Below are 14,400 nucleotides of genomic sequence, written 5' to 3' on the forward strand. Positions count from 1 at the left end.
CGGCCTCGGCGTGACAACGACGTGACACTCTGAAACCCGATAAAACCGAGCCGCAAACTTCTCTTGTTCGTGGAGGGGCGACATTGCCTCTCCCACGCATTTAGGCAAAGGAGAAGGATATGAGACTCAGATCAATTGGAGCGCTGACGGTCGCGGCGCTCGCGCTCGTAGCGACGGCTTCGGCCCAAGAGGCGGGCGGCCAGTACAACATCGCCAACTTTACACCCGCCTACGGTCCGCCCGGCACCACGATCAACATCGTCGGTTCCGGTGTTGGCACTTCGACCGGCGTGACGTTTAACGGCAAGCCGGCCCAGTTCACCGTCGGAGCGGCGTATCAGGTCTACGCCGTCGTCCCGCAAGGGGCAACTTCCGGACCGATCGTCATCTCCCGAAACGGGCAGACGGCGAAGAGCACCAGCGACTTCATCGTCGGCACGGCTGGCGGGCCGCCTCCAGCGAGTATTGTCGATCCGCCTCCTCACATTTCGCCTCCGGCCGGAGCCTTGACCGGCCACCCGCGCCTTTGGGTGCGAGGGTCCGACATCAACCGCCTTCGTGGCTGGGCCGTCCCCGGAAACCAGGTTTGGAACGATCTGAAAACGGTCGCCAACAACATGAAGGCCGACATGTTGCAGGGGAAAGTGCCCCAGCAAGACAGCGGCGATGGCGAAGGCAATGCGTTCGCGTATCCGACCGAGGAGTACGCGGAGATATTCGCGTTCATGTCGCTGGTCGACCCGGTCGCAGCGAACCGAGCCGACTGGGCCAAGCGGGCTCACGACCTGATGATGGTCGTGATCAACAACGCGGTCCAAGGACCGGCGGCCAATCAGCCGTTCCGCACTCCGCACTTCATCACCATGAACCGGGGTCGATGGTACGGCGAATCGTTCCCGCTGGTGCTCGACTGGTGCTACCCGCTCTTCAGCGCCGCCGAGAAGGCGACGATCCGAAAGGTGTTCATCCGGTGGATCCATGAGTCGCTGGACGTCAACCAAATGGGCGGAAGCTACGTGGTTCAGCCCTCCGGAATGGTCAATAGCCCGGGGATGCTGAGCAATAAGGGATCGGTTCGTTGGTCGGGCAACAACTACTGGTGCAACCACGCCCGTAACATCGGCATGATGTCGCTCGCGCTCGACCCGGCCGACGACGTCCCGGCCGCCGCCGGCGACCCGAAGGCGGGCTACGTGGGCGATTATATTGGCAACGTTACGGGAGCCTGGCTCTACGTTCGCAGCTACGCTGATACTCACGACCTGGCGGGCGGACTCTCCCAAGAGGGTCCGGGCTACGGCGAGAGCTCGTTCAGCGCGCTGACGATGCTGATGCTCGCCATGCACACGGCCGGGTACGACGATCCGGCGGTATATGGCTCTCCGGCCGCGATCGCTCAGAACCCGTTCTGGAAGAGCGACGCGATGACGGCGTACATCCACTCGATGAGCCCGCAGAAGGCGACGTTCGCGAGCTGGATGCCGCCAATGTACTTACCGGCCGGCTACGGCGATGTGCTTCGGTTCGAGACGATCGATATGATCCGGGCGTTCGGCCCGCTGGCGATTATGGATTTGGCGGACGGAAACACCACCTCGACCCGGCTGAACTCGATCCGTTGGATGCAAACCTGGCTTAGCCCCGGCGGCCCCACCAGCCTGGACAAACGGCTGGTCTCTTCCCCCTCCAACTACGGCTCCATGCTGCCGATCCTCTACTTCCTGACCTTCGACCCGACCGCGCCCGCGCCGCTGGATCCGAGGGTTGGGCTCTCGACCGACTATGTCGCGCCGGGGATGAACCGGATTCTCTCCCGCACCGATTGGACGGCCAACGCCTCCTGGTTCGCGTTCATCTCGACCTGGAACGTCACCGACCACCAGTGGGGGAATGCCAATTCGTTCTCCTTCTATCGCGGTGGCGAGTTTCTGACCAAGGAATGGTCGGGCTATGGCAAGAACATCGGCGCGTCGGATTACCAGAACAACCTGTCGATTCAGAACCCGCCAACCGGAGCCGGTATCCCGTGGTTCAATGTCGACGAGGGGACGCACGGCGGCCAGTACTCCTACTCCAGCAACGGCGACCCGGTGGTCAAGAGCTCGTTGCAGGGAAGCTATGTCTTCGCGGAAGGAGATTCGACGAATCGGTACAATACGACCATATTCCATGCGACCGACGTAGCGCACGCCAGCCGCTCGATCCTATACCTGAAGCCGGACACCATCGTGGTCTACGACCGGGCCACCTCGAAGAGCGCGAACCGTTACAAGAGGTTCTATCTGAACTTCGCCACCCAGCCGGTCATCAACGGAAACACGGCAACGGTGACTACTCCGAAGGGCCAGAAGCTCTTCGTCTCCAGCCTGCTCCCTGCCGGAGCGTCGTTGACCGGGGACATGCCGACGACGACCTGGTCTTACAACGAAGGGACGCAAGACGAGCCGATGCACTACCGGCTTTGCGAGCAAGACCCCTCGAACCCCTTGGACGTGCGGTTCCTGAACGTGCTGCAAGGCGCGAACTCGAACGCCGCGCCGATCCAAGCGAGCTGGTTCGCCCCGTCGGTGGGCGCGTTCGACGGCGCCCTGTTCAACAACACCGCGGTTCTGTTCGCGGTGAACCTGAACCAGGCGTTTACCGGGCTTACCTATACGGTTCCGGTGGGGACCACGTCCCACTTCGTAACCGGCCTAACCCCCGGCGCGGGCTACACCGTCACCCAACAGACCGGCCTGAACGGGGTCACGGTCACCGTGACAGCCGGTGGAACGACGATCGCGGACAGTGGAGGCCTCATCCACTTCTAAGATCGCGTGAAGATAGTTCTGGGCGAAGCCGAGACTCGGGTCCGCCCAGGGCTCTCAATGCCTCTACCCTCGCCAGGCATGCAACACATGACGAGTCTGGTGGGGTTGCAAAGTTGCCGAACCGCCACCCAGGGCCAAACTCCTCTCGTTGCATTCGATGTCCTAAACCGAAGAGCCTTCCCATCGAAGGTGCCTCCAAACAAATCATCCGGAGCCAGCCCCTTCGGGGCGGGCGGGGCGGGGCGGGGCCGAGAATGCTTGATGGGAGCAACCTTCGCTCCCTCTGCCTGAAACGTTTCCCCGTACACGAGAAGCAATTTGCCCGGCAGAGACGAACCGTTTGGATAGGGAGGGAAAATGACACACGTGCAGGAGCTATTTGAGAAGCCGAAAGGTGTGGAGACGCGGTGGTTTAGTCCGGAGAACCCGGAGGGGAAGCGAGGGAGCGGCGGCAGGGAGAATGCCGGGTCAAAGGGGCGGCCGTATGTTTCGGTGGCGGCGGGGGAGACGGCGACCCTGTTGGAATTCGAAGGGAGCGGGGTCGTCCGCCGGATGTGGGTAACGATCGGCGATCGAAGCCCGGAGATGCTCCGATCCCTTCGGATTGAAATGTTCTGGGATGGGGCGGCGTCTCCGGCGGTTTCCGTCCCCTTCGGCGACTTCTTTGGGATCGGGCTCGGCCGGCGCACGCCGTTCGAAAACGCCCTCTTTTCCGATCCGGAGGGGCGCAGCTTCAACTGCTTCATCCCGATGCCTTTCCGGCAATCCGCCCGCGTCGCGATCACTAACGACAGCGCCCAGAACCTGCGGCACCTGTTTTACGACATCGACGTCACGGTAAACGAATCTCTCGCCCCCGAGACCATCTATTTTCACGCTTGTTGGCGCCGCGAATCGCCGAACGAACTGGGCAAGGAGTTCGCGATCCTTCCCCGAGTTGAGGGGAGTGGCCGATTCTTGGGTTGCAACCTCGGCATTATCACGGACCCGCGGTACGACGGGACCTGGTGGGGCGAGGGCGAGGTCAAGATACGGACCGGCGACGACCAAGACCCCACTCTATGCGGGACCGGCACCGAGGATTACGTCGGCACCGGCTGGGGCCAAGGGTCGTACGCGCACCGTACGCAAGGATGCCTTATCGCCGACAAAGAGCGCCGCCACTGGGCGTTCTACCGCTACCACGTCGACGACCCGGTCTATTTCGACGGCGGCTGCACCGTCTCGATCCAGACGATTGGCGGCATCGGCAAGCCGAAGGCGTTGGAGCTGCTGGCGAATGGCGTTCCTATGATTCCGGTCACGCTCGACCCGGGCGATCCGCACCCGATGATCCACCTCATGGGCCGCGAAACGCCGGTAGACCTGGCAACCGAAGGGACGGAGACGGATTGGTGCAACTTCTGGCGTCAAGACGACTGGTCGGCGGTGGCGTATTTCTATCTGGACCGCCCCGAGAACAGCCTCCCGCCTCTTGCTCCAGCCGCAGAGCGAGTCAGAGATCTAAACCCCTAGTGGCACTGGCTTCTAGCCAGTGGGTCCCAAGGGCATCCTGCCCTTGGCCCTTTTCCCATAGCAAGGAGGGCCGTCGGGTTCATCGGCTGGAAGCCGATGCTACGTTTACACGACCAGGATGGTCGTGATACACACGGGCTGGAAGCGCCGTGCCACGGGGGCTTGATACCGTCCTGTAACAAAAAAGCCCGGCGTCGGAATTTCCGACGCCGGGCTTTTAGGGCCACCAGCGACTAGTCGCTGGTGGTCGCGGCGGAGGAGGTGCGGTCGATCGAGAGGCGGAACGAGTTGGTTCCGAAGGACGAGGGGACCAAGGCTCGGGTTACGAGCTCGATCTTGCGGGCGCTCGACATGTAGTTGGCGATCGTTCCGGTGACGGCTACGGTTTGGGTTGTTCGGGTCGTCGTTCCCGGGAACGCCTTCAGTAGCTCGTAGGCGCCGGTCTTCCAGTTCTTCACGTAGAGCTGCTCGGTGGCGGCTTGAGTGCTGGAGGCGACGGACACCTCGAAGCTGAGGGCATTCAAGGTTCCGGTTCCCGGCACCGTGAAGGTGGACACTTCGGCGGCGACTTGGCCGAGACCGGTCACCGTTGCGGAGCTCACCACCAGGTTATTCCCATCGTCGGCAGCCAGGCTTTGGACATTGCCTCCTACGAACGAGCCGGTCATGATCGAGTAGCCGGAGGGGACGAGCGGGGCGGAGGTACCGAAGCCGATCTGCCAGACGCCGCGCCCGTAGGTTCCCGCGCTTAGCAAGCCGGTTCGAGCGTTCGCCGACAGCGAGTTGACTTGGACATTCGGCAGGCCGAGCGGGACGGTGGCGTTACCCCAGGTCTGGCCGCCATCGCCGGTCGAGAAGACCCCGATATCGTTTCCGACATACCAAACCTTGGTCGGCTTGGACGGGTCTCGCTCGATAACGTTGACCGGAACATCGGGAAGGCCGCTGCTTCCGACACCGCTCTTGTTGACGAACTGAGGGGTGGCGACGCTCGTGTTCGTGCACTCCATCACGTGGGCGGAGCCGGTTCCGCTGAGCCCGACGACGATGTCGTTCGGATTGGCGGGATCTACCGAGATCGAGGTGATCGCTCGGTTCGGCAACGTCGGCCCGTTCAAGCTTCGGAACGAGGCGCCGGCGTTAGTGGAAACGAAGAGCCGGCCGTCGTCTGAGCCGGTGTAGATCACGTCGCCGTTGCTCGGCGCAACCGTGACCACGTGAATCAGCGAGCCGTTCGAGAGCTGAGTGCCGCCGAGGTGGCTAGCCCAGGTGTTAGTGGTCAAGTCGTAGCGCCACAGGTAGTTCGTGCATCCGTAGAGGTAGCGGGTTCGAACCGGATCTTGGAAGATCGGGGTGACGAACGGCGAGGCGTCCGAGCCGGTATCGGGGCTGATATCGGTGCTGGTAGCCCATCCGTCCTTCGTGATGATAACGGTGAAGCCGTAGATCGTGACGTACTGGACGTTCGGGTTGGTCGGGTTGATGGCGCAGAAGCCGCCGTCTCCTCCTCCCACGTTCTCCCACTTGGAGAGGTTGCCGATGGAAACCGGGGAAGCGTTATCTTGGGTACCGCCGAGGATCTTCGTCTTGTCGGTCGGGTGCCACACCACGTTGTAAAACTGGGTGATTCCGAGGTTGGCGCTGAGGCCCGTAATCGTCCAGTTACCCGCGCCGCCGGTACCCATGTAGAGACCGCCGTCGTTCCCCATCAGAACCTCCTTCGGATTCTTCGGGTTTACGGCGAAAGAGTGCTGGTCGTTGTGCGTCTTCGCCCCGTTGGTGTAGGTGAGGCCGACCGGCTGCCAGGTCGAGCCGCCGTCCGGAGATTCCACAACGTCGATAAGGCCGGTGAAGAGGTGATCCTTGCCGCCGTCCGCGTAGCAGGCGATGTACCAGTCGTAGAACCCTTGGCTCCAGTTGTAACCGCCAGGGAATGAACCGGTGGTATCGGTCCAGTTCGCGCCGGAGTCGGTCGACTTGTAAATCTTTTGGTCCTGGGTGCTGAGGATGTACGCCGTTTTGGAGTCGACCGCGGAGGCGGCGATGTACGGAAGATTGAACGTGCTGTTGGCGACCGGGCTCGTCAACTTGGTCCAAGCCGCGCCGCTGTTGTCGGACCGGTAAAGGTTGCCGCCGCTGCCGATCGCATACAGCGACCGCTTGCCGGAGGAGTCGGCGGGGCCGTAGCTCAGGCTCGACCAGGAGGCGAGGACGTTGATCGCGGGGGTCCAGTTGGTACCGCCGTTCACCGACCGCCATACGCGGCCGACGCCGTCCGGTCCGCGGCCGGTGGTGAGGGTCACGATGGCCGAATTATCCGGGTCGACCACGATTCCGCTGACGGAGGAGGAGCCGAAGTTCGAACGTCCGACGTTGGTCCAGGTCGCGCCGCCGTCGAGCGACTTCATTACGCCCATCGTGTAAGCGCCGACAAGACCTTGAAAGTCGCCGGTGCCCGCGTAAACCGTATTCGGGTTCTTAGGGTCGACGGCGAGCGAGGAAACGGTGTTGAAGCCCCAATTGTCGCCAACCGCCGTCCAAGTTACGCCGGCGTCGGTGGTCTTCATGACGCCGCCCTGAGGAGCGCCGATGTAGATCGTTTTCGTGTTGACCGGATCGTAGGCGATCGCGTTAACGCGCCCCGAACTGGGTCGCAGGCCGTAGTACACGCGATAGGGGGTGTTCAGGTTGTTCGGCCCGACAAACTTCCATTTGCCACCGATGCCGGCGACCAAGGGATGAACGTCTCCGGTTTGGGTCGAGGTGCCGATCTTGGCGGCTTTCATCTGGGCAGCCTGCTGAATGCCGCGGTTGTACGCTTCGGAGTCGATTCGGTCGTACGGGTAGGCGCGCACTTTGATGTACTGCTTCAGCGCCTGCAAGTACTCCGTTCCGGCCTCCTTCTCTTCGTTCTTCGGGTCGAACTTCTTGTGCTTCTCCTGTCTCTCCTCGTCGCCGCCGAGCTTCTCGATCCACTCGCTGAGCATGCTTACGGAGCGGAGATCGTCTCGGTGGGAGAACCGGACGCCGTCGCCGGCGCGCACTTCGAGAACCTCGCGCCGCTTGGCTAACTTGGCCACCACGTCGTCGATCGAGATCCCCGGTTTGAGGTTTAACTTGAGCGTTCCGCTCTTGCGGTCGATTGACGAGGTCGTGGCAAACTGCTGTCCGACCTTCGATTTAGCGGTGACCGCCGCGGGGTCGAGTCGAACCCAGAGAGTCCGGCCGGCGCCGTCGCCGGCGAAGCTCGGAGCGATCGCCGCTCCAATGAAGCTGGCGGAAAGAAGAAGACGGGAATATTTAGGCATGGCTAGACGGAGCCCTCGCGAGTCGATGACCCCATGATAGACGCACAACTGGCCCAGCGAATTCACCGGGGGCAGCAATTGCCGCCGGAAAGGCGCATTTTCCCTAGATGCCGCTAAAGTTCATCCGCTGCCCACTGGCGGAGCTCTTCGAGCTGAGCCGTGCGTCGGGCGACGGCTTGCTCCAGCTTTTCGTTCGCCTCGGCCAGCTGGGCGTGGGCGATGACGAGCTCCTTATCGCGCTCAAGCACCTGGCGGCGCTCGGCTCTTTCTTTTTCGCCCAGGAGCACGATGACGAGCCCGACGCCGAGGTACAGGAGCATGCTGAGAGCGTCCCCGATATCCTCGATGGCATGGGTTCGATCCGGCGGGAGGAAGAAATAGGTTCCGATGTAGCAGGTGGCGACCAGTGCAAGGCAGCCGGAGATGAGCCCGCCCCGCCAAACCGAGTAGCAGGGGGCGATAAAGAAGAGGGTGTAACGAGCTCGATCCTCAAGGATTCCGGCGGCGAGCTGCCGTACGTAAGTGAGGATACAGATGAGCAGGACGGTCTCGATGTAGGGAGAGACCGCTCGCCAACCCCAAGGTTTCGAGTCGTGCTCCTTACTTGCTTCCATCGGGCTCCATCGCTCGCTCGCCAGGTCGAACGATTCGACCTGCGCCACCATCGTAGCGCTTTCCGTACCTTTAGCTCAAGTTCAGGACCGGTTTGTGGTGGAGACTAGGGGAGATGGAAGGGGTCGTCACCGCGGTAAGCCGCAGCGAAGTGCACGAGTTCAGCAAACCGGCCTGCGTCAGCGTCCGGCTCATCGCCGGTTTGGGGGTGGAGGGGGACGCTCACTGTGGGAGCACGGTGAAGCATCGCTCCCGGGTAGCCCGCGATCCCAGCCAGCCGAACCTGCGCCAGGTGCACTTGATTCATTCGGAGCTGCACGACGAGCTGCGGCTCGCTGGGTTTGAGGTGGCTCCGGGTGGGATGGGGGAGAACATCACCACGAGGGGGATCGACCTTTTGGGGTTGCCGACGGGCGCCGTGCTTTACCTGGGTTCGGATGCCGTGGTGGAGGTCACCGGCCTCCGAAACCCGTGCGCGCAGATCGACCGGTTTCAGTCGGGGCTCTTGGCGGCGGTGCTGGGTCGGGACCACGATGGGAATCTGATCCGCAAGGCGGGGGTGATGGGAGTCGTGCTCGTCGGCGGAGAGGTGAGCGCGGGAGACCCGATTTGGGTGGAATTTCCCTCGGGCGAATGGAGCCCTCTGCAGGTGGTCTGAGGGGCACCTCCGATTGAGCGCAAAGATCGAAGGGGTTGGCTTACGACCGCGGAATCACCGACCTATCCGTCGTGTTGTGTTCTGACGGAAGAGACGCCGAAGACAGTTGGGGTATGCCGCCCTGACAGAGGGTGGGCCATTGTGACGTTCAGTTCTGGACCCGCAAAAGAATCGAAGCCCCGACCGACTCAAACGCCACAACGTCCTATCCCTCTCCGCTCGCGAGAAGGGTCGGTGAACCTGAGGAACGAAGGTGAACCGGGGGAGAGGGACTCCGGTCCGAAACGTCAAAAGTCCACTCCTAATATTCTTAGGTGCTCAAGAAAACTCCGAACACAATGGCCCACCCTCCTACAGGGCTTGGAGGTAAGGACGTTCTCTTTACCAGGGCTTCGCCCTTCGCTTTAGGAGGTCGCCCGTTCCGGGCTGCGGCTAGGCGATCGGTGCGAGGGCCGGCGGTCGTTTGGTGGTTGGCGGCGGTACAGCGGGCGGCACGCGTAGGTGCCGGCTACACGCCTGCGGCGAAGGGGAGGGATGCTGGTACGGAGTGTGTCCCACGCCTCCGGACAGTTACTTCTCGTGGCCTGTTTACGATATCCGCGGCTTGGGCTGCGGCTGGTCGAAGGTATCCAGCTCTGTAATGGCGCGCTTGGGGGCTTCGGCATTCCCCTGCGTGGGCATGGGGTGGGAATAATGAGGGCGTGACTACTGCCGTTGCCATGCTTTGCTTGGGGCTTGCGCCCGTTTCCGCGATCCAGGAGGGGTGGCCTCAGAGTCGGGCGGTGCGGACGGACTATCGGGAGACGTCGACGTATCGGGACGTGATCGATTTCATCGAGGCGCTGCAGCGGAAGGGGGCGCCGATCTCGGTGGAGTACTTCGGGCTGAGCAAGGAGGCGAGGCGGATGCCGCTCGTCATCGCGGCACGGCCGATGGTGGCGTCTCCGGCGGAGGCTCGGCGGACGGGGAAGCCGATTATCTACGTTCAAGCGAATATCCACGCCGGCGAAGTGGAGGGGAAGGAGGCGGCGATGGCAATTCTCTCCCGCGTTTGCCAGGAACCTCATGGCCTCCTCGACAAGGTGATCTTGCTCGTCGATCCGATCTACAACATCGACGGTAACGAGAAGTTCGGCCCCCAAGCAAGGAATCGACCCGAGCAGAACGGTCCGGAACTGGTCGGAGTGCGCGCGAGCGGTGAGGGATTCGATCTTAACCGGGACGGAATGAAGGCGGAGTCGCTGGAGTTCCGGGCGGTGCTGGAGCGGATCTGGAACCGATGGGACCCGGACGTGATGATGGACCTCCACACCACCGACGGAACCCGGCACGGGTACGACCTCACCTACTCGCCGCCGCTGAACCCAAACACCCCACCAGCCATCCTCAAATTCAGCCGGGACGAGATGCTGCCCGCCATCCGCCGGCAGATGCGCCAGCAATATAACCTCCCGCTGTTCGACTACGGCGACGCCACCACTCGCGACAAGAAGCCGGCGTGGACGACCTTTGGGGAGGGCGGACGGTACATGACCAACTACGCGGGGATTCGGAACCGGATCGGAATCCTCTCGGAAGCGGCCACCTACATTCCGTTCAGGGAGCGGGTGGTGGCCACCGACCGGTTTGTCACCGCCGTTCTAGATTACGTGGAGAAGAATTCGCGGCGCGTGGTCGAGCTGACGCGGGGAGCGGACGCCGAGGTGTCGGCCTTCGAGACGACTCAGCCGGAACTCGGCGTTCGCTTCGAGATGGCTTCGCGAGGGGAGGAGGAGACGCTGCTCGAGCCGCCTCCCGCCGCGGGCAAGCGCCGACCCGAGACCGGGCGGCCGGCGAGCCTGATCAAGGTGAAGATGCCGATTTATGACCGCTTTGCCGCCACTCGTAAGTCGAAGGTTCCGGCGGCGTACCTGATTCCGGAAACGGAAACGAAGATCGTGGAGCTGCTTCGCCGCCAAGGGGTGGTCGTGGAACGGTTTGTCGCGCCGGCTACGGTCGACGGTCAGCGGTTTACCGTGCGGGAAGCGAAGATCGCCTCCCAGCCATTTCAGGGGCACCGCCTCATCGAGATTAACGGCGCTTTCGCTCCCGAGCAGGCGACGGTTCGTCCGGGTGCGTTCTTGGTGCGAATGGACCAGCCGCTCGGAGTATTAATCTTCAACCTGCTGGAACCGGAGAGCGTCGACGGGGTTGTCGCTTGGGGATTCCTTAGCCGCGATCCGCGAGTCGGGGACAGCTATCCGGTCTTAAAGGCGTTTCGGCCGGTCAATGCGGTCACGGAGCGGTTGCCGTAAACAAGGACGCCTGCCTCTGGGAGGCAGGCGTTAAACCCTAGTGCCGAACGTTTTCAGGGGCGGGCCGCCCGTGCCGCGTTGTATTAACGGCTGCTGCAAGAACCGCAGCCGCCGCCGCTGGCAGCGCCGCTGCCGTCGGTTTTGAAGCTGGAACCGCATCCGCAGCTCGAGGTTGCGTTGGGGTTCTCAACTTTGAAGCCGCCGCCCAGCACGTCGTCGACGTAGTCGACCGATGCGCCGTCCATGTAGTTCAAGCTGATCGGATCGACGTAAACCTTGATGCCGGACTGCTCGAAAATCTTGTCTTCGGCTTCGGGATCGTTGTCGTCCAGCGCCATGCCGTACTGCAGGCCAGAGCAGCCGCCGCCGGCGACCCACACTCGGAGCGCTGCGTTCTGCTTCTCTTGGCCGTTGATCAAATCTCGCAGCTCGGTCGCTGCCCGTTCCGTCAGGGTGATCATCTTTCTTTTTGCCTCTCTAAGAGACCTTCGCTTTCTTATACGTCATAACGGCGTCGAACGGTCGAAAGTTCGATATCGAAAGGTCTATAAATCTGTTGTACCCGGTCACATGCCGGCCAAACGACCTGGGGCGAGGCGGTTAGGGCTAAGCTACCGGCAATGCCACTCTGTTCCATCATCGCCGCGGTTTTGCTTTCAGGCTACGTCAAGCCGGCCCCTCGGGTTCGAATCGGCAACTTCCTGCTCGCCGCTCCGGTCGGGATCGCTTTCGTTAGAAACGACGCGGAAGGGTTCGTGATCGACACGGGCGCGGCGTACGTGGCCGGGACCGCGGCGCCCGACGACTCGTACCACCGGCAGAGATTTCGCCTGGGAAACGCGAAGATCGACTTTGAGTGGATGCGCAGTGGCGACGGTGCATTTGGCCGATTTACCTCTGACGCGGCGATCGATATTCCGCTACGTCTCAGCTCGGGCTGGCCAGATTTCACGAGCAACTTCACGCCGGTCGACGAGGGTGTGGACGGAGCCACGGGTGGGCGAACCGTGTGGTCTCTGCGGACGTCGCCGGCTCCGATCAGAAACTCGGGGACCGAAGTCGTTCTTCGAGTGACGCCGGGGGCTCCCGCCACCTTCACTGCCGGGTTCATCGGGCGATCGCCCTTGAAAACGGATCTGGCTTCGCAAGCCGCCCGGTACGCGGCGACGCGTCCGTCGGCGGGCGGGGATTGGGGCGACTTCGTGGGCGCGATCGCCGATAACTTGAATAACAGCCGCACGTACAGCGCAGACAACGGACGCCTGGCCTATTCGGTCAGTCGCCGCTGGGCTGGCGGCAATCCGAACAACGGGCCTTACTTCTGTTGGGATAGCTTCTTCAACGCGGCGCTCGGATGCCTAGATGACCCGGTGATGGCGCGCGACACCGTGCGCGCGATCTTGAATTGGCAGACTCCGGAAGGGCTTGTGCCGAATTTTGGCCACTGGACTTTTGCCGACAAACGAAGCAGCGACGACCGATCTCAGCCGCCCGTGGGCGCGCTTTGCGTCTGGAAAATTCAGCAGCGTTTCCCCGATATGGCATTCCTTCGCGAGGTCTATCCGCGCTTGGTGCGGTGGCACGAGTGGTGGCGAGAGGCGCGGGACGGCAATAAGAACGGGCTGCTGGAGTGGGGCAGCTCGACGGGAGGATGGCAAGAGGCGCAGTGGGAAACCGGTTGGGACGACAACCTCCACTTCGCCGGAACGCGGATGATGGGAACGTCGATGAACGCGGACGCGGTTGATTTGAGCTCGATGTGGTCGATGGATGCCCAGTATCTCGCGCTACTAGCAACTTCGCTTGGCCGAAAATCGGATGCCGAACAGTTTCGAAAAGAACAGTTGGAGATGAATGCGAACATCAACGCGCATCTCTGGAATCCGCGGCTCGGCCTTTACTGCAGCCGGCTCTGGCACCCGGAGCGGCCCGTGCCCGTTTCTCTGGGTCCGTTTACCGCATCGTTCTTTTCGGACGAGGCACTGGGGAAAGAGGCTGCCCGTCGCACCGATCGGGTGGTCGACTTCGACTGGAACGGCAAGCCGCCCATGTCTGGCGTCGATGGGAGCCACTGGAGCGCCCGATGGAGCGGAAATTTTATAGCGCCGAAGGCGGGCCGGTATCGGTTCTCGGTCACTTCCGACGACGGGGTGCGACTCCTTCTGGGATGGCGAAAGATTCTCGAGGATTGGACGGTCCATGCGCCAAGTCAACGTGAAGCCGAGGTGTCCCTAAAAGCAGGGGAGGCGAAGCCGATTGTTATCGAGTACTACCAGCACGACGGCGGGTCTTCTCTTCGCCTCAGCGCCGCACGAATCGAGGCGGGTCGACCGGAAGACGCGTTCCTGACGCGAGTGACGCCGATGAACTTCTATCCGCTGATCGCGGGCGTGCCGAATGCCGAGCGGGGCCAGCAGGTGATGGCGAAGCTGACGGATCCGAAGCGATTCTGGGGGAAGTGGGCCATTCCGACCCTTTCCTACGACGACCTGAATTACCACGAGCAGCAGTATTGGCGAGGGGACGTGTGGGGGCCGGTGAACTACCTACTGATGCAGGGTATCCAGCGGTACGCGAGCCCCGCGCAGCGGGCGGAGCTCGGTCGGAGGAGCGTCAGCCTGTTCATGGGACCGTGGACGAGGTCGGGTATTTGCAGCGAGAACTATCTCAGCACCACGGGGGAGCCGGGCGGGGATCCTCATTACACATGGGGGGCGCTGCTGGATCTGGTCGGGATCGAGAGCATCGTGGATGTGACGCCGGACGGCTACATCGCTTTGAACGGCGCGGGCTCGATCACCGTTCACCTAAAGCGAATTCCGATCCAAGGCAAACGGTACGACATCAACACTCGGCCGGGATATGCCGAGCTTAGGTTGGGTGGGAGGATCGTTCTGATCGCACGTCACGATGTCGCGCGCATGAAACTGTAGCATCGGCTCCCAGCCGATGTACCCGAATGATCCCTGCCCGACGGCGCGTCGGGAGGGATCGCGAACCATTGGAGGGTTTTGCTCATCGGCTGGGAGCCGATGCTACGGTTGCTCAGACCCCTACCCGCCAACCGTATAGCTTATTGGACTAAAGGTTGAACACACTCTTGACCGGAAGAACCAATGGGCGAGCGTGATCACTCTCATGACGGACACGACCATCACCATGGCCTGATGCACGTTCATGGGAGCACGCATGGACCGAGGCTC

The 14,400-nt window shown here is 62.3% G+C and carries 8 protein-coding genes; 5 read left to right on the forward strand and 3 right to left on the reverse strand.

The features are described from left to right. Positions 1-119: 119 nt before the first annotated feature. Both OP10G_RS10310 and OP10G_RS10315 read left to right on the forward strand, forming a co-directional pair. Positions 120-2,810 (forward strand): hypothetical protein, encoded by a 2,691-nt coding sequence (locus OP10G_RS10310; RefSeq protein WP_025225971.1) that lies wholly within the window; start codon positions 120-122, stop codon positions 2,808-2,810. Between the two features lie 357 nt (positions 2,811-3,167). Then, positions 3,168-4,325 carry a glycoside hydrolase family 172 protein gene (locus tag OP10G_RS10315; RefSeq protein ID WP_084179062.1) on the forward strand — a complete coding sequence of 386 codons (1,158 nt, stop codon included), beginning with the start codon at positions 3,168-3,170 and terminating at the stop codon, positions 4,323-4,325. A gap of 233 nt (positions 4,326-4,558) precedes the next feature. Here the strand turns inward: OP10G_RS10315 and OP10G_RS10320 are convergent, their stop codons facing one another. Both OP10G_RS10320 and OP10G_RS10325 read right to left on the reverse strand, forming a co-directional pair. Continuing rightward, positions 4,559-7,633 (reverse strand): sialidase family protein, encoded by a 3,075-nt coding sequence (locus tag OP10G_RS10320; protein WP_144241089.1) that lies wholly within the window; start codon positions 7,631-7,633, stop codon positions 4,559-4,561. A gap of 113 nt (positions 7,634-7,746) precedes the next feature. Next, on the reverse strand, positions 7,747-8,298 hold the full coding sequence (locus tag OP10G_RS10325) for a DUF4118 domain-containing protein (protein ID WP_025225968.1): 552 nt from the start codon (positions 8,296-8,298) through the stop codon (positions 7,747-7,749). Between the two features lie 62 nt (positions 8,299-8,360). On the opposite strand from OP10G_RS10325, the gene OP10G_RS10330 reads away from it, so the two are divergent. Both OP10G_RS10330 and OP10G_RS10335 read left to right on the forward strand, forming a co-directional pair. Continuing rightward, positions 8,361-8,903, forward strand: a complete 543-nt coding sequence (locus tag OP10G_RS10330) for an MOSC domain-containing protein (RefSeq protein ID WP_025225967.1) — start codon at positions 8,361-8,363, stop codon at positions 8,901-8,903. A gap of 701 nt (positions 8,904-9,604) precedes the next feature. Beyond that, positions 9,605-11,197 carry a M14 family metallopeptidase gene (locus OP10G_RS10335; protein WP_144241090.1) on the forward strand — a complete coding sequence of 531 codons (1,593 nt, stop codon included), beginning with the start codon at positions 9,605-9,607 and terminating at the stop codon, positions 11,195-11,197. Between the two features lie 83 nt (positions 11,198-11,280). On the opposite strand, the gene erpA is transcribed toward OP10G_RS10335, so the two are convergent. After that, positions 11,281-11,658 (reverse strand): iron-sulfur cluster insertion protein ErpA, encoded by a 378-nt coding sequence (erpA, locus tag OP10G_RS10340; protein WP_025225965.1) that lies wholly within the window; start codon positions 11,656-11,658, stop codon positions 11,281-11,283. A 159-nt stretch (positions 11,659-11,817) separates the two neighbouring features. Between erpA and OP10G_RS10345 the strand changes: the two genes are divergently transcribed. Next, positions 11,818-14,130 carry an MGH1-like glycoside hydrolase domain-containing protein gene (locus tag OP10G_RS10345; RefSeq protein ID WP_025225964.1) on the forward strand — a complete coding sequence of 771 codons (2,313 nt, stop codon included), beginning with the start codon at positions 11,818-11,820 and terminating at the stop codon, positions 14,128-14,130. Positions 14,131-14,400: the final 270 nt, after the last annotated feature.

Source organism: Fimbriimonas ginsengisoli Gsoil 348, from assembly GCF_000724625.1.
Classification (GTDB): Bacteria; Armatimonadota; Fimbriimonadia; order Fimbriimonadales; family Fimbriimonadaceae; genus Fimbriimonas; species Fimbriimonas ginsengisoli.

What these genes read in the sequence shown, in the direction of transcription:
- erpA (WP_025225965.1), bottom strand. Translation starts at nt 11,658, where the DNA reads ATGATCACCCTGACGGAACGGGCAGCGACCGAGCTGCGAGATTTGATC.
- OP10G_RS10310 (WP_025225971.1), top strand. Translation starts at nt 120, where the DNA reads ATGAGACTCAGATCAATTGGAGCGCTGACGGTCGCGGCGCTCGCGCTC.
- OP10G_RS10330 (WP_025225967.1), top strand. Translation starts at nt 8,361, where the DNA reads ATGGAAGGGGTCGTCACCGCGGTAAGCCGCAGCGAAGTGCACGAGTTC.
- OP10G_RS10325 (WP_025225968.1), bottom strand. Translation starts at nt 8,298, where the DNA reads ATGGTGGCGCAGGTCGAATCGTTCGACCTGGCGAGCGAGCGATGGAGC.
- OP10G_RS10345 (WP_025225964.1), top strand. Translation starts at nt 11,818, where the DNA reads ATGCCACTCTGTTCCATCATCGCCGCGGTTTTGCTTTCAGGCTACGTC.
- OP10G_RS10320 (WP_144241089.1), bottom strand. Translation starts at nt 7,633, where the DNA reads ATGCCTAAATATTCCCGTCTTCTTCTTTCCGCCAGCTTCATTGGAGCG.
- OP10G_RS10315 (WP_084179062.1), top strand. Translation starts at nt 3,168, where the DNA reads ATGACACACGTGCAGGAGCTATTTGAGAAGCCGAAAGGTGTGGAGACG.